At 62.9% G+C, this 20,304-nt stretch carries 18 protein-coding genes; 8 read left to right on the top strand and 10 right to left on the bottom strand.

Annotated elements, in window-relative coordinates:
* Positions 1-86 precede the first annotated feature (86 nt).
* The gene (locus tag RBA41_RS19810; RefSeq protein WP_306625986.1) at positions 87-896 is read left to right on the top strand and encodes a hypothetical protein; all 810 of its coding nucleotides are present in this window, start codon (positions 87-89) and stop codon (positions 894-896) included.
* Between the two features lie 367 nt (positions 897-1,263).
* On the opposite strand, the gene RBA41_RS19805 is transcribed toward RBA41_RS19810, so the two are convergent.
* A complete protein-coding gene (locus RBA41_RS19805) occupies positions 1,264-2,175 on the bottom strand; it encodes a mechanosensitive ion channel family protein (RefSeq protein WP_306625985.1) in 912 nt (303 codons plus the stop codon).
* Positions 2,176-2,537: 362 nt separating this feature from the next.
* On the opposite strand from RBA41_RS19805, the gene RBA41_RS19800 reads away from it, so the two are divergent.
* A complete protein-coding gene (locus RBA41_RS19800) occupies positions 2,538-3,050 on the top strand; it encodes a DUF421 domain-containing protein (RefSeq protein WP_306625984.1) in 513 nt (170 codons plus the stop codon).
* Positions 3,051-3,149: 99 nt separating this feature from the next.
* Here the strand turns inward: RBA41_RS19800 and RBA41_RS19795 are convergent, their stop codons facing one another.
* Positions 3,150-4,772 carry a tetratricopeptide repeat protein gene (locus RBA41_RS19795; protein WP_306625983.1) on the bottom strand — a complete coding sequence of 541 codons (1,623 nt, stop codon included), beginning with the start codon at positions 4,770-4,772 and terminating at the stop codon, positions 3,150-3,152.
* Positions 4,773-5,042: 270 nt separating this feature from the next.
* Between RBA41_RS19795 and purL the strand changes: the two genes are divergently transcribed.
* The 4 genes from purL (at position 5,043) to RBA41_RS19775 (ending at position 10,459) form a co-directional block, all read left to right on the top strand.
* The gene (gene purL / locus RBA41_RS19790) at positions 5,043-9,089 is read left to right on the top strand and encodes a phosphoribosylformylglycinamidine synthase (RefSeq protein WP_306625982.1); all 4,047 of its coding nucleotides are present in this window, start codon (positions 5,043-5,045) and stop codon (positions 9,087-9,089) included.
* A gap of 138 nt (positions 9,090-9,227) precedes the next feature.
* Positions 9,228-9,674: a hypothetical protein gene (locus RBA41_RS19785; RefSeq protein WP_306625981.1), complete on the top strand. Its 447-nt coding sequence runs from the start codon at positions 9,228-9,230 to the stop codon at positions 9,672-9,674.
* A 99-nt stretch (positions 9,675-9,773) separates the two neighbouring features.
* Complete coding sequence (locus RBA41_RS19780) at positions 9,774-10,103, top strand: NIPSNAP family protein (protein WP_306625980.1); 330 nt, start codon at positions 9,774-9,776, stop codon at positions 10,101-10,103.
* The gene (locus RBA41_RS19775; RefSeq protein ID WP_306625979.1) at positions 10,100-10,459 is read left to right on the top strand and encodes an antibiotic biosynthesis monooxygenase family protein; all 360 of its coding nucleotides are present in this window, start codon (positions 10,100-10,102) and stop codon (positions 10,457-10,459) included. The genes RBA41_RS19780 and RBA41_RS19775 overlap by 4 nt, the downstream gene beginning before the upstream one ends.
* Positions 10,460-10,659: 200 nt before the next feature.
* Here the strand turns inward: RBA41_RS19775 and RBA41_RS19770 are convergent, their stop codons facing one another.
* From RBA41_RS19770 to RBA41_RS19735, 8 genes are all read right to left on the bottom strand, one after another.
* On the bottom strand, positions 10,660-11,472 hold the full coding sequence (locus tag RBA41_RS19770; protein ID WP_306625978.1) for an oxidoreductase: 813 nt from the start codon (positions 11,470-11,472) through the stop codon (positions 10,660-10,662).
* 108 nt (positions 11,473-11,580) lie between these two features.
* Positions 11,581-12,189 carry a TetR/AcrR family transcriptional regulator gene (locus RBA41_RS19765; RefSeq protein WP_306625977.1) on the bottom strand — a complete coding sequence of 203 codons (609 nt, stop codon included), beginning with the start codon at positions 12,187-12,189 and terminating at the stop codon, positions 11,581-11,583.
* A 198-nt stretch (positions 12,190-12,387) separates the two neighbouring features.
* Positions 12,388-13,191, bottom strand: coding sequence for a peptidylprolyl isomerase (locus tag RBA41_RS19760; RefSeq protein WP_306625976.1), 804 nt, complete (start codon positions 13,189-13,191; stop codon positions 12,388-12,390).
* Positions 13,192-13,292: 101 nt separating this feature from the next.
* Positions 13,293-14,072: a peptidylprolyl isomerase gene (locus RBA41_RS19755; protein ID WP_306625975.1), complete on the bottom strand. Its 780-nt coding sequence runs from the start codon at positions 14,070-14,072 to the stop codon at positions 13,293-13,295.
* A gap of 107 nt (positions 14,073-14,179) precedes the next feature.
* The gene (locus tag RBA41_RS19750; RefSeq protein ID WP_306625974.1) at positions 14,180-14,455 is read right to left on the bottom strand and encodes a BolA family protein; all 276 of its coding nucleotides are present in this window, start codon (positions 14,453-14,455) and stop codon (positions 14,180-14,182) included.
* Entirely contained in the window at positions 14,452-15,087 is a 636-nt protein-coding gene (locus tag RBA41_RS19745) for a septation protein A (RefSeq protein ID WP_306625973.1), read from the bottom strand. The genes RBA41_RS19750 and RBA41_RS19745 overlap by 4 nt, the downstream gene beginning before the upstream one ends.
* A 15-nt stretch (positions 15,088-15,102) precedes the next feature.
* Positions 15,103-15,498, bottom strand: a complete 396-nt coding sequence (msrB, locus tag RBA41_RS19740) for a peptide-methionine (R)-S-oxide reductase MsrB (RefSeq protein WP_306625972.1) — start codon at positions 15,496-15,498, stop codon at positions 15,103-15,105.
* Positions 15,499-15,509: 11 nt separating this feature from the next.
* Complete coding sequence (locus tag RBA41_RS19735; protein WP_445352073.1) at positions 15,510-17,006, bottom strand: protein adenylyltransferase SelO; 1,497 nt, start codon at positions 17,004-17,006, stop codon at positions 15,510-15,512.
* A gap of 198 nt (positions 17,007-17,204) precedes the next feature.
* On the opposite strand from RBA41_RS19735, the gene RBA41_RS19730 reads away from it, so the two are divergent.
* Entirely contained in the window at positions 17,205-18,857 is a 1,653-nt protein-coding gene (locus tag RBA41_RS19730) for a 3-(methylthio)propionyl-CoA ligase (RefSeq protein WP_306625970.1), read from the top strand.
* 183 nt (positions 18,858-19,040) lie between these two features.
* Positions 19,041-20,279, top strand: coding sequence for a branched-chain amino acid ABC transporter substrate-binding protein (locus tag RBA41_RS19725; RefSeq protein WP_306625969.1), 1,239 nt, complete (start codon positions 19,041-19,043; stop codon positions 20,277-20,279).
* Positions 20,280-20,304 lie beyond the last annotated feature (25 nt).

Genomic DNA, 20,304 nt, shown 5'->3' with positions numbered 1-20,304 from the left:
AAAACGAGCCGGCACCAGCTGCGCCGCCAGTACCTCCCGAGACGGTTCAGCCTGCCTCTGCGCCTGCGGACCCGGATGGTCCGCCGGTGTTGTTGGGTATCGCGCCGCAGGAGAGACCGGCTGCGGGCGACTGGATCGGCGCGGCGGTGGCCTGGGGCGGCAGTGTGGCTGCGCTGGCGGCGCTCGTCGGCGCCGGGTTCTGGTTGTATTCGGAACGCAAGGTCGACAATGCCATGCATGCCGTGGCGATGAGTGCGAAGGCCGACGCCACGGCGTCGGCCAAGCCTGTGGTCAAGGCGCCGCCGGCCGCTGCGGTTCCTCCGCCAGTGCCCGAACCAGTGCCGGACAACACGTCGCCGCCGCCGGGCCGCATCACGCCCGCGCCGGATCCGGTGCCACCGCTGGTGATCTTGCCGCCGGAGCCCGAAAAGCCAGCCGCGCCGGTTGTCAAACAGCCTGTCGAGCCTGTACCCGCGCCGAAACCTGCGCATTCGCCTGCCGCCGCGGTGGTGAAAAAGGCGACGCCGGCCAAGCCCGACGTCAAGGCCAAGCCGCCTGCGGCCGTTCCGAAAAAGCCGGTGGTCAAGCCGAAAGCACCTGTTGCACCGGTCAAGCCAGTCGCGAAGCAGAACCAGCCGCCGGTGGCGGCGAAAGCGGCCGCGAAGAAGAAGCCGGTTGCCGTGGCGCCTGCCAAACCTGGCGTCAAGGCCAAGGTGGCGCCAAAGCCGGTAACAAAGCCTGTAACCAAGCCGGCAACAAAGCCGGGAACCAAGCCGGCGGCGAAAACCAAACCGGCGCCGGCCAAGACAAACGCAAGGCAGGAGCCGGCTTTCAAACTGCACACGCCCGCCAATGCGAAGCCATGCAAGAGCGGGGCGCTGGCGCGCGAGTGCTGAAGCGCTGTTGAACAAGGTGCATGATGCATGGCGTTGCATGGCGTTGCCTGGCGCCAGGCATAGCTGCGAGAAACCACCATGCCGCCCAGGGATGTTGCCGCCTTGCCGGGAGATTGCGTTGACCGGATACGGCGTAAGATGGGCGCTGACGTGACCGTCGTGCCGCACCTGATCGCCGCCATCCGCATTTTCTAATCGCCCGTCAGGATGCCGGAGTCGCAAGCAGTTGCTCGAACAGCCAGGGCTTATTGCCCGGCTGCGCGAACGAACCATCGCGGCCGCGCATGACCGGCATGCGTGGCGCCGGTACGACGGCCGCTGGCGCCAGGGCAGGCGCCGGAACTGGCCAGCGGTCGCCGATATCTTCTCAGCCGCCGCCCGGTGCCGGCTTGGGTGGCCAGCCCTCGCGCTGCTGGTCGCGGATGCCGTCGGAGGACTCTGTCTGGTCGTGGAACAGGACCTGGTGGGTAGGGTAGGGCAGGTCGATCCCCTGACGGGTCAATTCCGCTTTCACGGCGCACAGGACCTGGTCCCTGATGTCGAGCGCGTCCGCGCGGCGGGGCGGCTTGATCCACCAGCGCAAGCGCACCTTGACGCCAAAGTCGGCGTAATCGATGACCAGCGCGTCCGGGGCAGGCTCAGGTTCGATACCGGGCAGGCGGGCCAGCACGCCGAGCATGACTTTCTTGGCGGCTGCGGGGTCGTCGCCGTTGCCGATCGTGACGTCGTATTCGAGGCGCCGGGTCGGGCAGGCCGTATTGACGATGAATGTGCCCTTGAATAGTTCCGCGTTTGGAATCACCACCAGGCGCCCGTCGTAGGTGCGCATCATGGTGGCGCGGGTTTCGATTTTCTCGATGGTGCCCTCGAAGGCACCGAAAATGATCTGGTCGTCGATCCTGAAAGGTTCGGTCAGCAGGATCAACAGCCCGGCGAGGAAGTTTTCGAAGATATCCTTGAAGGCGAAGCCGATGGCGATGCCGGTAATCCCAAGCGCGCCGACCAGGTCGGCCGGGGTGAAGGATGGAAAAGCGATGGTGATGGCAAGCAACAAGCCCAGCAGGATCATGCCCCACTGGGAAACGCGGCCCAGCACCAGCACGAGGTTGTGATGGAAACGCCTGGCGTTGACGCGCTGTACCAGCAGCCTGGTCCCGTGGGCGATGCCGAGGAACAGGACGAACACGACGAGCGCGATGCCGAGTCCCGGCAGCAGCAGCATGGCGTCGGCCGCGAGTTGCTGGAAGCGGTCGTAGGCGACGGAAAGATGTGCTTGCATGGCGTGCCTCTGGCGCTCATCGTTAGTCATTGCGGGTGCTGCCGGTAGCGTCATGATCGTTCAACATCGACTCTGGCGTCGCCCGTTTCGAGCGGCGAAAACAACGCGTCCGCCAGCGCGCCGGTGGCGGCGCATGCTAAGGGATGGCTAAGTGTCGTCCGCTACACTTGTGCCATATGGTGGACGGTCCTCCTCGGGCTCGTTCTTGTGCCTCCCGGCCGGGAGGTATTTTTTTGCGTGGCGCGGTTCTGGCGCTAGCCTGCGCGGCGGCGACGCGCGCCGGAGCGGTACAATTTACGCAGCCTGCGCCTTGCGGACGGCACCGTCGCGTACGCCGATGCCTGGCCGCCAAAGGAGAGACCATGTACTTTGATAGCTGGGAGAGCATCGCCCGCATGGCCATCGCCGGCAGCGCGGCGTATGTGTGCGCGATCTTCATGCTCAGGATCAGCGGCAGCAGGACGCTGTCGAAGATGAGTGCGTTCGACCTCGTGATCACCATTGCGTTCGGCTCGACGCTCTCGGCCATCCTGGTCAACAGCAGTGTCAGCCTGGCCACCGGCGTTGCCGCGCTGGCCCTGCTGGTCGCCCTGCAATATGTTATCGCCGCGCTCGCTTCCAGGTCGCGCCGCTTCAGCGCCCTGATCACGTCGCGTCCGGTCCTGCTGGCGTGGGACGGCCGCACCCTCGACGTGGCAATGCGCCGAGAGCGCGTGACCGGCGACGATATGCTGGCGGCATTGCGCCAGCACGGCGTCGCCGGGTTCGAGCAGGTGCAGGCGATCGTGCTCGAAGCCGACGGCAGCTTGTCGGTGGTCAAGAAGCCGGCTTTCGGCAGCGCGCCGGCCTTGCGCGAGATAGCGCCGCCCGGATGAGCGTCGCGCTGCGGCCCTGTGAAAACGTCAAGACGCCGGCAGGCAGCGGGCATGCGACGGGCGCCTGGCCCGTGCGGGTCGTCGCCCGGTGGCGCGAAATCAGGTCGAAATACCGTACTTGCGCTGGGCGCTGTGGTAATCCTCGGTCAGGCCCGGCAGCAGCGGATTGGCCGGGTCGATCTTGCGGATGGCGTCGATCTGGGTGTTGCATGTCTCGGCCAGCGGATGGTCCCAGCCCAGGTCTTCGAGCTGGCGCAGGATCGCCTTGGCCAGCGCCACCATGACCTGCACGTTCTTCGGCGCCATATGCTGCGCTTCGAGCAGGGTCTGCACCGCGCCTTTCACATCGCCCATATTGCCTTTCTCGGCCGCCAGGTCGAGCAGTTCCTGCACCTGGGTCATCAGGCGCGAGTTCATGCCTTCGGCCAGATCGGGCCGGCCCGCCTTGACGAACACGCTCATCGCATCCTGCATCGAGACGTCGCTGTCGATGTCGTTCATGACCGTCAGCATGACTTCCGCCGCCGCATTGTCGAGCCTGTTCGACAGGCAGGTGCGCGCCAGGTCGATCTTGAGCTCGCTCGACAAGCCCTTGGACAGCCGTACCGCCGCCACCGCCGCATTGAGTTCCGTCACCGCGGCCGAGGTATTGCCGGCCGACTCATGCAGCAGCGCCACCGAAATGGACTTGCAGGCATCGATGGCGGCATTGCCGCGCAGGGATTTTTCCATGTCGCGGATGACGCTGCCGGCCTGGTTGGTGTCGCCTTTCTTGAGCAGGGTCTTGACCAGCTTGACATGGTCTTCCGGGTCGCGAAATTCGGAGTATTTGGAGCGCGATACCACCTGCTTGAACGATTTTTCCGCCACCACCACGTCGCCCGCTTCCAGCGCCACTTCGCCCAGGCGGCGCAGGCGGCGCACCATGTGCGGCGAAATCGCCACCGCTTCTTCCAGGATCTTCTGGGCCCGATAGGCGGCGCCGTTCATTTCGTGGCACTTGGCCAGCAGATCGTAGGCGGCCATGAACTTGGGGTTGTCCTCGATGAGCTTTGTGACAACGTTCTCAGCTTCTTCAATCTTGTCCTGCGCGAACAGCACGCGCGCCAGGCCCAGGCTGGCCCAGCCGATCGACTTGCTGGCCAGGATGCCGCTGTAGATATCCTCGGCCTGCGGCAGTTCGTCGAGCGTCACATGCATGTCGGCGCGCAGCCTTGCAAAATCGGCCACATGGCGCGGGTGAGTCGCTTCGCCGGTCGCGGCCGACCTGATCGCCTCGCGCAGATTGCCCTGGGCGATCAGGTTGTAAGTCGGCAGGAACACCGCGCGGCGCTCGATGGCGCGGTTGATGCGGCCGCTGAGCATGTCCACCGTGAACGGCTTGAGGATGTAGTCGGTCGGGGTCAGTTCGGCGGCGCTGACCACCTTGCTGTAGACGCCCTCCGAGGTGATCATGATGAAAATGGTCGACAGGCCGATCAGCTTGTGATGGCGCATGTCTTCCAGCAGCTGCTGGCCATCCTGGCCGTTGTCGCTGCCGCCACCGCCGCCGCCGTCGAGGTCGTATTCGCACAGGATCAGGTCATAGCTGCGCTTGCCGACCTGCTTGATCGCCGTGCTGGCGTTGACGGCAAATTCGATTTTCGTGATGCTGGACTGCACCAGCATGTTCTGCAGGCTGCCGCGCATGCCCGGGTTCGGGTCGATTACCAATACGGACAAGTTGCTGTTATCTTGCATCTTTTCACTCTCGTGCCCCCATGACCGGGGTTTCAGCACTATTAACGGTTCGTGCGGGAAACTCTTGAAACCCTACGATACGCTAATGTTCCTGCTGGCGGCAACAGGCACGCGAGGCGGTGAGGCGAATACGCCGCGCTGTCGGGGTAGCAACACGGTATAATGTCGGCCTAAAGGATTTCAGCCTTGCCCAGATTAGTGCCTTCATTACCTTTAACCCCGCAGCCTCGCTGCATCAACCACCTTCCAACCATGTTGATACTACCGGGTTCCAATGCCCTGTCCGTATTTCGCAGCCAACGCCTCCTGAGCCAATTGCAAGCTGTCGCCCCGGCGATTACGGCGGTCCAGGCGCGTTTTTATCACTTTATCGATACCAGCGCGGCGCTGTCGGCGGACGACACGTCGCGCCTGTCCGCGATGCTGACCTACGGCGAACCTGCCGCAGCGAGCCCGCACGAAGGCGTGACGGAAGAATTTTTCGTCATCCCGCGTCTGGGTACCATCTCGCCATGGGCATCGAAAGCGACCGACATCGCGCACAACTGCGGCATGGCGCATGTGCACCGGATCGAGCGGGGGATTGCATTTTCGGTCAGCCTGAAAACGGGCATCCTGGGCAGCAGCATCGGCGCGGCCAAGAAGCTCTCCGACGCGGAAACCGAAGCGGTAGCAGCCCTGCTGCACGACCGCATGACCGAAAGCGTGCTGCGCAACGCCGACCAGGCCTCAAGCCTGTTCCGCGAACTCGAAGCGCGCCCGCTGGAATCGGTGGATGTCATCGGCGCCGGCAAGCACGCGCTCGAGAAAGCGAACACCGAACTTGGCCTGGCCCTGTCGGACGATGAAATCGACTACCTGTTCGACGCGTTCACGAAAGCCGGGCGCAACCCGACCGACGTCGAACTGATGATGTTCGCGCAGGCGAACAGCGAGCATTGCCGCCACAAGATTTTCAACGCCGACTGGATCGTCGACGGCGTGGCGCAGGACAAGTCGTTGTTCCAGATGATCAAGAACACGCACCAGCTGCAGCCGAAAGGCACGATCGTCGCCTACAGCGACAACTCGTCGATCATGGAAGGGGCGACCGTCATGCGTTTCTATCCGCGCGGCGCAGGGCACGAATACGCCCCGTCGACGGAACTGACGCACACCCTGATGAAGGTCGAAACGCACAATCACCCGACCGCGATTTCGCCGTTTCCCGGCGCCTCCACCGGCGCGGGCGGCGAGATCCGCGACGAAGGCGCGACCGGCCGCGGCGCCAAGCCGAAGGCTGGCCTGACCGGCTTCACGGTCTCGAACCTGATGATCCCGGACGCCGTGCGTCCATGGGAAAACGCGGCCAACGTCAACCAGCCGTTCGGTGAGCGCGCGCCAGCGGCGGCCTATGGCAAGCCTGACCGCATCGCCTCGCCGCTGCAGATCATGATCGAAGGCCCGCTCGGCGGCGCCGCGTTCAGCAACGAGTTTGGCCGTCCGGTCCTGGGCGGCTACTTCCGCACCTACGAACAGAATGTCGGCGCGCTGAGCGCGGGCATGCCCGACGCGGTGTTCGGCTACCACAAGCCGATCATGATCGCCGGCGGCATCGGCAATATCTCCGGCCAGCACACGCACAAGAACGACATCCCGGTCGGCAGCCTGCTGATCCAGCTCGGTGGCCCCGGCATGCGCATCGGGATGGGCGGCAGCGCCGCGTCGTCGATGGCGACCGGCACCAACACGGCCGACCTGGATTTCGACTCGGTCCAGCGCGGCAATCCCGAAATGGAACGGCGCGCGCAGGAAGTCATCAACGCCTGCTGGCAGATGGGCGCGGACAATCCGATCATCTCGATCCACGACGTGGGCGCGGGCGGGCTGTCGAACGCTTTCCCGGAAATCACCAACGACGCCAGGCGCGGCGCGATTTTCAACCTGCGCAAGGTGCCGCTCGAAGAAAGCGGCATGGCGCCGAAAGAAATCTGGTCCAACGAATCGCAGGAACGCTACGTGCTGGCGATTGCTCCCGAGAGCCTGGCGCTGTTCGCCGCCATGTGCGAGCGTGAGCGCTGCCTGTTCGCGGCCGTCGGCGTGGCCACCGAAGAGCGCCAGCTCAAGCTGATCGATCCGGAACTGGGCAACTCGCCGGTCGACATGCCGATGGACGTCTTGCTCGGCAAGCCGCCCAAGATGCAGCGCGACGTCACTCACGTGCACAATGAATTCCCCGCAATCGACCTGACCGGCCTCGATCTGGCCGATGTGGCCAAGCGCGTGCTGCTGCTGCCCGCGGTGGCCGACAAATCGTTCCTGATCACGATTGGCGACCGTACGGTTGGCGGCACCACGGTGCGCGACCAGATGGTCGGCCCGTGGCAGGTTCCGGTGGCCGATTGCGCCGTTACCGCCATGAGCTTCGAGGGCTACCTTGGCGAAGCGATGGCAATGGGCGAACGCACCCCGCTGGCGGTGATCGACGCCGCCGCGTCGGGCCGCATGGCGGTCGGCGAAGCGGTGACCAACATCGCCGCCGCGCCGATCCGCGATATCTCCGATATCAAGCTGTCGGCCAACTGGATGGCCGCGTGCGGCCAGCCGGGGCAGGATGCCGCGCTGTTCGATACCGTCAAGGCGGTCGGCATGGAACTGTGCCCGGCGCTGGGTATCAGTATCCCGGTCGGCAAGGATTCGCTGTCGATGCGCACCACCTGGCGCGATGACGACGCGGCCAAGGCGGTCACGTCGCCCGTCTCGCTGATCGTCTCCTCGTTCGCTCCTGTATATGACGTACGCCGTTCGCTCACGCCGCAGATCAAGCAGGATGCCGGCGAGACTGCGCTGATCCTGATCGATCTGGGACGCGGCAAGAACCGCCTCGGCGCCTCGGCGCTGTCGCTGGTGACCCAGCAGCTCGGCAACGAGACACCGGACGTCGACAGCGCGGACGACCTGAAGGGCTTCTTCGCGGCGATCCAGCAGCTCAACGCCGACGACAAGCTGCTCGCTTACCACGACCGTTCCGATGGCGGCCTGTTCGCCACCTTGTGCGAAATGGCGTTCGCGGGCCGCAGCGGCCTGTCGGTCAACCTTGACATCCTTACCCTCGAAGCCGGCCATGGCGCCGACTGGGGCGACGCCAAGAATTGGGCGGGCCAGGTGGCCGAGCGCCGCAACGAGCAAACCCTGCGTGCCTTGTTCAGCGAAGAACTGGGCGCCGTGATCCAGGTACGTGCGGACGAAAAGTCGGCCGTCATGAATGTGCTGCGCGAGCACAATCTGGGCGCGTGCAGCCATATCATCGGCAAGCCGAACGAGCGTGGCGTGATCGAATTCACGCGCGACGCCAAGGTGATCTACACCGAAGCGCGCAGCGCGCTGCACCGCGTGTGGAGCGAAACGAGCTGGCGCATTGCGCGCCTGCGCGACAATCCTGCCTGTGCCGACGCCGAGTACGAGCGCCTGCTGGACGAAACCGACCCTGGCATTACGCCGAAGCTGACGTTCGACCCGAGCGAGAACATCGCCGCGCCGTTCGTGGCGACGGGCGTGCGCCCGCGCGTGGCGATCCTGCGCGAGCAGGGCGTGAACTCGCACATCGAGACCGCGTGGGTGATGCACCAGGCCGGATTTGCGGCGGTCGACGTGCACATGAGCGACCTGATTGCCGGCCGCGCCAAGCTGGACGACTTCCATGGCATCATTGCCGTCGGTGGCTTCTCGTACGGCGACGTGCTCGGTGCCGGCGAGGGCTGGGCCAAGACGATTCTGTTCAACGCCCAGTTGGCGGACCAGTTCGCGCGCTTCTTCAACCGTGCCGACACGTTCGGACTGGGCGTGTGCAACGGTTGCCAGATGATGAGCAACCTGAAATCGATCATTCCGGGTGCGCATGCGTGGCCGAAGTTCACGCGCAACAAATCGGAGCAGTTCGAGGCGCGCTTTGCGATGGTCGAGGTGCTCGATTCGCCGTCGATTTTCTTCAGCGGCATGGCGGGCACGCAAGCGGCGATTGCGATCGCGCACGGCGAAGGGTTTGCCGACTTCTCGCAGACGGGCGATATTGGCGCGGTGGTCAAGGCGATGCGCTTTGTCGACAACCGCGGTGCGGCCACCGAGGCGTATCCGTTCAACCCGAACGGTTCGCCTGAGGGGCTGACGTCGGTGACGACGGCGGACGGACGCTTCAGCGTGCTGATGCCGCACGCCGAGCGCGTGTTCCGTTCGGTGCAGCAGTCGTGGCATCCGGAAGCATGGGGCGAGGATTCGCCGTGGATGCGCATGTTCCGGAATGCGCGCAAGTGGGTCGGTTAAGTTAAGCCAAACCCAAAACGAGCCACAGCACTCAAAACCGCCATTCCCGCCCGTGCGGGAATGGCGGTTTTGCAGTTAACGTGATTCGGTCGAGAACACGGCCTTGTGGCCGAAAACCTGTCAGCTGGAGCATCCACGATGAACATAACAATTGAAGAAATCGACAGCGCATCGATGCGCCTGATCGGCTACACCCCGCAACCGAGTTTCGTCGTCCACTTCCGCAGTGCCGCCTTCAGCGGCATCGCCCGGCTGGTACCGGCGCTCGAACGCGCCGACGACTGCCTGGGCATGGAATTCCACGTCGAAATCACCCAGGGTTCGGTCACGCAATTTGGCGTGCTCGATCAAGCGGCAATGAACGCCGTGGAAGCGCTGGACACACCGGGATCATTCAAGGTCACCGGCATGCTCGAAAGCCAATCGGTGCCCAGCGACCCGAGCGCACAACGCCATGCGTTCATCATGGCCGGCGAAGCCTGTTTCTGTTTGTCGGAAGAAGAGATGGGCGGCTTGTGGCCCGAACCGGGCAGCAGGGTCGCCTTCGTGGCGCACGATGTGTCGCTCTGGGACGACGCACTTTAACAGGACGCGCTTCACAGCCGCGCGATGGTTCGCTCCACGTCGAACCATTTGTCAGCCGCATTCCCTTATAGTCAGGTCTTCAGTTCACCGAGGACCATCATGACTATCGCCTGCTTTATCCGCTACGAAATCGATCCCTTCCAGCGCGATGCGTTTCGCGATTATGCCGACAACTGGGGCCGCATCATCCCGCGCTGCGGCGGCAAGCTGATTGGGTACTTCCTGCCGCTCGAAGGCACCAACTACGAAGCCTGGGGCCTGGTCGGCTTCGATAGCCTGGCCGCCTACGAGGCCTACCGCGCGCGCCTGCGCCTCGATCCGGAAAGCCGTGCCAACTTCGCCATGGCGCAGGAAAAGCGCTTCATCCTGCGCGAAGAGCGCACCTTTACCGAGGTGGTCGAGAGCGCGTTCCAGCGGGCCGCGCAATGATCGCCGTGATCTTCGAGGTAATCCCGCACGAGGCGCATCGCCAGGCCTACCTGGACGCCGCCGCGAAGCTGCGGCCTGAACTCGAACGGATGGATGGCTTCCTGTCGATCGAACGCTTCCAGAGCCTGTCGGACCCCGGCAAGATCCTGTCGCTGTCGTTCTGGCGCGATGAGGAGGCGGTGCGCGCGTGGCGCAACCACGGCTTGCACCGTGAAACGCAGGAGCAGGGGCGCGCGTTCATCTTCGCCGATTACCGCTTGCGCGTGGCGGCCGTCATGCGCGACTATGGCATGCATGAGCGGGCGGAAGCGCCGGCCGATTCGCGCGCCCGGCATGAGGCGCCGCCGCCGGCTTGAGGTCGCGCATATGGGATGAGATCGCCTCGCGCGGCATCCAGCGCAGTTCCCGGTTTGAGCACGCGCAGCGATTGTTCCAGCGTGGCCGCATCCTGGCTGTTGAGCACAACATCGTCGTCGCGCACGACTGGTTCCGCGACCTTCGGCGCTGCGCAGCGCGCCTTTTTTTGAATACGCTTCCAGGATGAATGCTTTCATGATCAGGCTGCTTCCAGGCGCAGGTCTTTGCGGATGCCGGCATCGACCAGGCTGGCAGGAGCGAATCTGCGCAGCAAACGCATGCGGCCGGCAAGGGTACCGGCAGCGTAGCGCAGCTTCGGGTGCGCCGCTGTTGCCGCCTGCAAGACGGTCTCCGCCACGACGTCCGGCCCCTGCGCTGTGAGCAGCACCTCTTTCACGCGCGCGTTCAAGGCGGCACGCAGCGTGCCATACATGGCAAGCGGCAGGTCGGGCGCGAGCGAGTTGGCGTCGAACGGCGTCTTGATATAGCCCGGCTCGATCACCGACACACGGATGCCGAGGGTGCGCAGCTCATGGTCGAGCGATTCCGAATAGCCGGCAACGGCGTGCTTGGTGGCCGAATACAGGGCCATGTAGGGCATCGGCAGGAAACCGAGCACCGAGCCGATATTCAGAATGCGGCCGCTGCCTAGCTTGCGCATGTGAGGTACCACGGCGCGCGTCATGCGCACCATGCCGAAGAAGTTGGTGTCGAAGATGGCGCGCGCCTGCTCGATCGAGCTTTCCTCGGCGGCGGCCGGCGCCACGCCGAAGCCGGCATTGTTGACCAGCAGGTCGATGCGGCCATGGCGGCGCAGCACTTCCGCAATCGCAGTCTCGACCGAGTCGTCGCTGGTGACGTCCAGCGTCAGCATGTCCACCGCGCCTTGCGCGCGCGGCGAGGCGGCGCGGGTGGTGCCGTGGACGGTGTAGCCGGCCTGCGCGAGACGCTGCGCGGTGGACTCGCCGATGCCGGAGGATGCTCCGGTGACCAATGCAATTTTGTTGTTCATAATGTTATTCCGATCTCATGGCAATCTGATTCAGTGGCAGGGGTGGGTGTTATATATGACGATCATCATATTTCGTAGTCAAAAAATTGGCGCGGCGAGGCGCCGCGTTCAGTTGCCGGCAGGGTCCAGGGTATGTTTTGCGTTGTGCAGAAAGCTGTCGGCCAGTTTGGGATCGTCGACGGCGCGCGCCAGCATCAGGCTGCCGATCAGGGTGGCTAGCGTGGTGACGGCCTGCTCGTGCACGCCGGGCTGGCCCCAATCCGGCGACTGGCGCGCGATGAGATCGATCATGGCCTTGATATGCTGGGTGGCGGCGCGCCGCACTTCCGGCGCCTGGCGCGCCATCTCCGAGCACAGGGCCGCCACGGGGCAGCCGGCTTCGATGGCGGCCAGGTGCTGCGGCGACAGGTAAGCGTGGATCAGCGCCTGCAAGCCTTGACCCGGGGCGGCGCAGGCGGCGATGCGCGCCGATGCGGCCACTGCGTCGGCGCCGGCCCGGTCGGCCGCCTCGGCCAGCAAGGCGTCGCGCGAGGCAAAGTGGGCGTAAAAGCCACCATGGGTCAGGCCCGCTTCTTTCATGATGTCGGCCACGCCCGTGCCGGCGTATCCGCTACGCCGGATCGCCCGCGAGGCGACCTCGACGATGCGTTCGTGGGTGGCTTCCTTGCGGCTTGACGCACTGCGCCTTGTTTTTGAGCTCTGCATGATGGTCATCATATACCATTTTTTTGCCAACGTGCCGAAGAGATCTCGTCAAGCACGCTACCAGGACCATGGAACGGCACCGAAATGCGTAGGGGGCAAGTCGCAGTTGCTTAGGATGACCCGCGTAGACGGCCGGCGTCGCGTGCCGGAATCGAATAGACGAAAAAAAAGCGCATCCGAGGATGCGCCCTTGTAGCGGACTGGCCAGATTTACTTGATCGTCGCCTTTTTCATCAGATCTTCGCGGAACTGCTGCAGCTTGCGCTGTTGCAGCGATTCGGCGACTTGCTGCTTGATTTCTTCCAGTGGCAAAATCTTGGTCGCACGGGAATCTTCCAGCTTGATGACGTGGTAGCCGTACTGCGTCTTGACCGGGGTGTCGGTGATCGCACCTTTTTGCAGGGCGACCATGGCCTTCGAGAACTCAGGCACGTAGTCGTTCGGGCCCGCCCAGTTGAGATCGCCGCCGTTGGCCGCCGAGCCGTCTTTCGAGGAGGCCTTGGCCAGCTCTTCAAACTTGCTGCCGGTTTTCAGCTTGGCGATGAGCGCCTTGGCTTCTTCTTCGGTTGGCACCAGGATGTGCTTGGCGTGGTATTCCTTGTCGCCGACCGTGGATTTGTACTTGTCGTACTCGGCCTTGATCTCGGCATCCTTGACCGGGTTCTTCTTGACGTAGTCGGCCAGCATCGCGTTGATGATGATGCTCTGGCGCGCGTTCTCGAGCGCGGACTTGACTTCAGGACGCATGCCGAAGCCTTGCTTGTCAGCCTCCTGGATCATGACTTCACGGCCGATCAGGTCTTTCTTGATCGCTTCGCGCAGTTGCGGGGAATCGGTCTGCTTGCCTTGAGCAACGACCTGCTTGACGATCTGATCGACCCTGGCGGCTGGAATGGCTTTGCCGTTGACGGTAGCAATAGGAGCACTACTCGGAGCACTAGTTTTCTGCGCGAACGCAGGCGCAGCGGCCAGCGCGAGGATGGCTAACAACAGGCGGGCAGGCTTCAACATCATTATTTTAGATCCTATAAATTACAAAAGTATGCGGCTGGACGGATCATACCGCCAATCTCGCCCAGCGAGCGCCGGCGCACGTGTGCGCCGGCCGTACGATCTTACTTGATCGACGCTTTCTTGATCATTTCTTCCTGATAGGCTTGCAGTTTCTTTTGCTGCAGCATATCGACAATCTGTTGTTTCAGTTCGTCGAGCGTTTGCACCTTGGCAGGGCGCGTGTCGTCGAGCTTGACAACGTGGAAGCCGGCCGGCGTTTGCACGGGGTTCTCGCCGACCTGGCCTTTTTGCAGGCTGACGAAGGCGTCGCTGAACGGTTTCGGGAACGACGATGGCAGTGCCCAGTCCAGATCGCCACCGCTGTTGGCGGTCCCGGTATCCTTGGAGGTCTTGGCCAGGTCTTCAAACTTGGCGCCGCCCTTCAGCTTGGCGATGATGGCCTTGGCGTCGGCTTCGTTCTCGGCAAGGATATGGCGCACATGGTATTCCTTGTCGCCGGTCGCCAGCTTATAGCGCTCGTATTCGGCCTTGATGTCGGCGTCGCTGACGGCGTTCTTGGTCACATAGTCACGCACCAGTGCGTTGATGACGATGGTCTGGCGCGCGCTGTCGAGCTGCTGCTTGACGGTGGCGTCTTTCTCGAAACCCTTTTTCAGGGCTTCCTGCATCATGACTTCGCGGGCGATCAGGTCTTTCTTGACCATTTCGCGCAGTTCCGGCGAATCCGGCTGCTGGCCTTGGGCAACAACTTGCTTGACGACTGCATCGACACGCGCCAAAGGAATGGGCTTGCCGTTGACAACGGCGGCATTCTGCGCAAAGGCAGGCATGGCGGCAACGGCGATCAGTGCTAACAGCAAGCGGGCTGGCTTAAAGGTCATTATTCAATCCTGTTTGAAAAAGTTACTCGGACAAAGGTTAGATTAGTTTTTTTACTTTACGTTCAATTGTCGGACATATTTCTTAACGCGTTCTGAAGGCGCAATGATCACAGCTCGGACGGTGCCAGCGCAGTGATGGCAAGCGCATGGATTTCATTGTGCATCATATCGTGCACGGAATCATACACGAGTCGATGTCGCATGACGAGTCTGAGCCCCTCGAAACGCGCCGAGACGATCTTGAGGCGGAAGTGGCTGCCTCCTGAAGCGGCCCCGGCGTGGCCTGCATGCAGGGCCGATTCGTCGGTCAGTTCGAGTACGCTCGGTTCGAGCGCGGTCGTGAGAAGCGCGCGGATGCGCTCGGGACGGGTAGCCATGTTCATGCCTGTTCCTCCGCTTCGATATGCTTCGACAGCATCAGCGTCTGCACGATGATGAAGGCGAACAGCAAGCCGTTGATGCCGAACAGCTTGAAGCTGACCCAGGCGCTCGTGTTGCCCTTGAAAATGACAAACGCGGCCAGCAGGTTGACCAGGCCGAGCGCGAAGAAGAACACCATCCACGACAGGCCCACGTTCTTCCACACCGGCTCTGGCAGCTTGATCTGCGCTTCCATCGCCTGGCGCATCAGGTTCTTGCCGAAGCCAAACTGCGCCACGCCCATGGCGAACGCGAAGACCCAGTAGATGATGGTCGGTTTCCACTTGATGAAGGTGTCGTCGTGGAAGTAGATCGTCATGCCGCCGAAGAAGGTGATGATGAGAAAGGACACCCACAGCATGGCGTCGATCTTGCGGCCGCGCAGCTTGAGGTAGACCAGCTGAAAGGTGGTGGCGACGATCGCGACCACCGTGGCGATCATGATCGGCGCCTGGTCCGGCTTGATGCTCCCTCCGGCAACGAGTCCGCCCAGATAGGTGGTGGCGATGGCGAACGATGCCTGCTGATATATCTCGGCGAGCTTGAAGACGCCGAAGAACAGCAAAATGGGGAAAAAGTCGAACAGAAGTTTCATGTTGTTATTGGTGGTTCAAGTTGGGTCGAAACGCAGTGAAGCGGAATTAATGCAATAGCGCAATCCGGTCGGCGGTGGGCCGTCCGGAAACACGTGGCCGAGATGCGCGTCGCAGACCGCGCAAATGATCTCGGTGCGCAGCATACCATGCGTACGGTCGCTTTTTTCGATCACATTGGCCGGGTCGAGCGCCTTGAAGTAGCTCGGCCAGCCGCAGCCGGAATCGAATTTGGTGTCGGAGGCGAACAGCGGCGTGTTGCAGCACACGCAGGTGTAGATGCCGTGCTCGTGGTGGTCCCAGAACTTGCCGGTGAAGGCGCGTTCGGTGGCCGCGTGGCGCGTGACCTCGTATTCCATCGGGTCGAGCATGGCACGCCATTCGGCGTCGGTTTTGGTGACTTTATCGGACATGGCAGCTTCTTTCAGGATGAACAGCTGACTTCGAGGTGGCTCGCCCAGTCGGGCGGCAACGCTGCGTAGTGCTCGTTGTGGGGTTGTTCGTCGAATGGATGCTCCAGCACGGCAAGCAGCCGCGCCACTTCGGAGAAATCCTTGTCTTGCGCTTTTTCGATGGCAACCTGGGCCAGGTAATTGCGCAATACATACTTTGGGTTGACACGGTCCATTGCAAGCTTGCGCTGCGCGTCGACGCTCGCTTCGGCCTGCAGGCGGGCGCGGTAACGGGCCGCCCAGGCGTCGAAATCCTCCCGTGCATAAAACATGTCGCGCAAGGGGCTGTCCTGCGCGGGATCGCCGGCCTGCAGCGTGCCGAGCTTGCGGAAAAACTGGGTGAAGTCGACATGGCTGTCGTTCATCAGCGTAAACATGGCGTCGAACAGCTGCGCGTCGTCCTCTTGCGCCGTGGTCAGGCCCAGCTTGGCGCGCAGCAATTCGTCGATCTTGCTGGCGAAGGCCGGCTGGTAGAGCGCCAGCGCATCCTGCGCTTCCTCGACGCTGCCGATCAGCGGCAGCAGGGCCTGGGCCAGGGCGTAGCAGTTCCAGTGGCCCACCTCGGGCTGGTTGGCGTAGGAATAGCGCCCCTGCTGGTCGGTGTGATTGCAGATATGCTGGGAATCGAAGGCTTCCATGAAGCCGAACGGGCCGTAGTCGAGCGTCAGGCCGAGGATCGACATATTGTCGGTGTTCATGACGCCATGCATGAAGCCGACCGCTTGCCAGTGCGCAATCATGTGCGCGGTGCGGCGGGTGACTTCCTGCAGCAGGGCCTGGTAGGGATTCGGCGCGCCGCTCAGTTCCGGGTAGAAGGTGGCGATGACATGGTCGGCCAGGATGCGCAGTTCTTCCGGCTTGTCGCGCGAGGACCAGTGCTCGAACGAGCCGAAACGCACAAAACTTGGCGCCATGCGCGTGACCACGGCCGCGCTTTCGACCGTTTCGCGAAAGATACCCTGGCCGGACCCGGTGACGACGAGGGCGCGCGTGGTCGGGATGCCGAGCGCGGCCATTGCTTCGGAGCACAGGAATTCGCGGATCGACGAGCGCAATACGGCGCGCCCGTCGCCCATGCGCGAGTAAGGAGTCTTGCCGGCGCCCTTGAGCTGCAGCTCCATCGGGCCCTGGGGACCGGCGAGCTGGCCGAGCAGGATGGCGCGGCCGTCACCGAGCTGGCCGGCCCAGACCCCGAACTGGTGCCCGGAATAGACGGCCGCGAGCGGCTTGGCGCGTGGCGGCACGTGGTTGCCGGTGAAGGTGGCGACGAAGTCATCCTGCGCCAGCACGGCCGGGTCGAGCCCGACCAGCGTGGCCGCGCGCGCGCTGGCGGCCACAAAATAAGGCGCTGGCAGCGGTGTGGGCATGAGCCGGGTGTAGAAAGCGGGAGGCAATTCGGCAAAGGAATTGTCCAGTGGCAAGTCATCGACGTTAATAGCTGATCCAGTCGCGGTAGTAGGTGAAAACAATAGCGGAATTCTACCGTACCGTCCATTTTTTGGCCGGGCCCGCACGCGCTGGCGGGCGCCCGGCGCAAGCGTGGGGCAGTGGACCGGTTGGTCTGGATGCGCTGCACCATCGAAATTGATTGACTGTTTTAGCACGGTCGTACGAAACTAAGTCAACGGTTGCCGCAGTGCGGCCGCAACGTAATGACAGGAGTATTGATGACGTCTTACCCGATGAGCCCACTGATGGGGCAAATGATGGACCAGCCTTTGCTCATCTCCAGCATTATCGAATTCGCGGCAAGGCATTACGGCAGCACCGAAATCGTTTCACGGCGGGTCGAAGGCGACTTGCACCGCTACACCTACCGCGACTGCCACCAGCGCGCGCGCCAGATGGCCAATGCGCTTACCGGCCTGGGCGTCAAGCTCGGCGACCGGGTCGCCACCCTGGCCTGGAACGGCTACCGCCACATGGAACTGTATTACGCGGTGTCCGGTTCGGGCGCCGTGCTGCATACGATCAACCCGCGCCTGCACCCCGAACAGATCGCCTACATCACCAACCACGCCGAAGACCAGTACCTGTACTTCGACCTGACCTTCCTGCCGCTGATCGAAGCCGTGGCCGCCCACTGCACCACCGTCAAGGCCTTCATCCTGATGGCCGGGCGCGAGCACATGCCGGCCGAGACCAGGATCCCGCAACTGCTGTGCTACGAAGATCTCATTTCGAGCAGCTCGGACGATTACCAGTGGCCGCTGTTCGACGAAAACTCGGCCGCTTCGCTGTGCTATACGTCGGGTACCACGGGCAACCCCAAGGGCGCGCTGTACTCGCACCGGTCGACCGTGCTGCACGCGTATGGTTCCGCCATGCCGAACGCGCTCAATGTGTCCTCGGCCGACACCGTGCTGCCGGTCGTGCCGATGTTCCACGTCAATGCCTGGGGCTTGCCGTACTCGGTGCTGCTGTCGGGCGCCAAGATGGTGTATCCGGGCGCGGCGCTGGACGGCAAGTCGCTGTACGAGCTGTTCGAGGCGGAAAAAGTCACTTTCTCGGCCGGCGTGCCGACTGTCTGGCTGGGCCTGATCAATCATGCGCTCCAGAACCAGCTGCAGTTCAGCACCTTCCGGCGCACGGTAATCGGCGGCTCGGCTTGCCCGCCCGCGATGATGGACACCCTGATCGACAAGTTCAATGTCGAGGTCATCCATGCCTGGGGCATGACGGAAATGTCGCCGCTGGGCACCGCGGGTGGCTTGCAGACCAAGCACCTGGCCTTGCCGAAGGATGCGCAGCGCAAGATTTTGCAGAAGCAGGGCCACGCGGTGTACGGCGTCGACATGAAGATCGTCGACGACGCAGGCACCGAATTGCCGTGGGATGGCAGCACCTACGGTCACTTGCTGGTCAAGGGGCCATGGATTATCAGGAGCTATTTCAAGAATGAAGGCGGCGACGTGCTGCAGGATGGCTGGTTCCCGACCGGCGACGTGGCCACCATCGATGCCGACGGCTATATGCAGATTACCGACCGCAGCAAGGACGTGATCAAGTCCGGCGGGGAATGGATCGGCACCATCGACCTGGAGAACATTGCCATGTCGCATCCGTCGGTGCTGCAGGCGGCGTGTATCGGCATCGCGCATCCAAAATGGGATGAACGTCCGCTGTTATTGGTGGTCAAACGACCAGGCATGGACGTGACGCGCGAAGAGATGCTGGCCTTTTTTGAAGGCAAGATCGCCAAATTCTGGATGCCGGATGACGTGGTGTTCATCGATGCACTGCCGATGGGGGCGACGGGCAAGATTCAAAAGAACAAGCTGCGCGATCAGTTCAAGGCGCATCAGTTGCCGGTGGTTTGAGCATACCGTCGCCCCCGCCGAGGGCCGCCTTGGCGCGGGGGCGACGGCCGCTGATTCGACGGAATATATCCAGCAAGCACAGCCGTACGACGAACATTCAAGAAGAGGTTTCAAGCACCAGATGGGCAGCACTCGCTGCAAGGGCATCAGACCCGCATAGACAATAGAGAAGGATGGAGACGCATGATCAAGACTATTCGCCCGTTGACACTGGCTGTTTCGTTTGCATTGCTGTCGGCTTCGGCCCAGGCTGAAACCGTGAAGATTGCCTACATCGACCCTCTATCGGGGCCCTTCGCGCCGGTCGGGCAGAACCAGCTCAAGAGCTTCCAGCTGATCGCCGACATGGCCACCCAGCAAAAGTGGGCCGGCGAGCACAAGGTCGAGGTGGTCGGCTTCGACAACAAGGCCAGTCCACAGGAATCCCTCACCCTGCTCAAGACCGTCATCGACCAGGGCTACCGCTACATCACCCAGGGCAGCGGCTCCGGCGTCGGCCTGGCCCTGCTCGATGCGATCAACAAGCACAACGAGCGCAATCCGGGCAAGGAAGTCGTGTTCCTGAACTATGCGGCCATCGATCCCGACATGACCAACAGCAAGTGCAGCTTCTGGCACTTCCGCTTCGACGCCAATTCCGACATGAAAATGGAGGCGCTGACCTCCTACATGGCGCCCAACAAGGATATCAGGAGCGTCTACATCATCGGCCAGAACTATGCCTTCGGCCAGGCCGTCAGCCGCGCCGCCAAGGAATACCTGAAACGCAAGCGCCCGGACATCAAGATCGCCGGCGACGACCTGCACCCGATCGCCCAGGTCAAGGATTTCTCGCCCTACATCGCCAAGATCAAGGCTTCCGGCGCCGATACCGTCATCACCGGCAACTGGGGCGCCGACCTGGCGCTCCTGATCCGCGCCGCCAAGGACGCCGACCTCAAGGCCAACTTCTACACCTACTACGGCGTCACCACGGGCGTGCCGACGGCCATGGGCGCGGCCGGCGCCGACCGCGTCAAGATCGTCGGCAACTGGATGGTCAACAACGACAAGTTCCTCGGCAAGGACATCGTCGAAGCGTTCAAGAAGAAATACAACGACGATTACTACGCGGCCCAGACCCACAGCGCCATCGGCATGCTGTCCCAGGCCATCAAGACCGCCAGGACCACCGACCCCGTGAAAGTGGCGTTCGCCCTGGAAGGCGCCAAGTTCAACAGCATCAACGGCGAAGTCATCATGAACAAGGCCGACCACCAGCTGCAGCAGCCGCTGTACATCGGCACCTGGACCAAGACCAACGGCAAGGACATCAAGTACGACCAGGAAAATACCGGCTACGGCTGGAGAATGGACAAGAAGATCGACGCCTACCTGGCGAACCAGCCGACTTCCTGCCAGATGAAGCGGCCCGGGGCGTAACGCCACGGCCGCGGGGCGCGCCGCC

The sequence above is a fragment of the Massilia scottii genome, assembly GCF_030846495.1.
Lineage (GTDB): Bacteria > Pseudomonadota > Gammaproteobacteria > Burkholderiales > Burkholderiaceae_D > Telluria_A > Telluria_A violaceinigra.
Note: the sequence above shows the minus strand (reverse complement) of the source record. Positions and strands in the feature narration are given on the sequence as shown.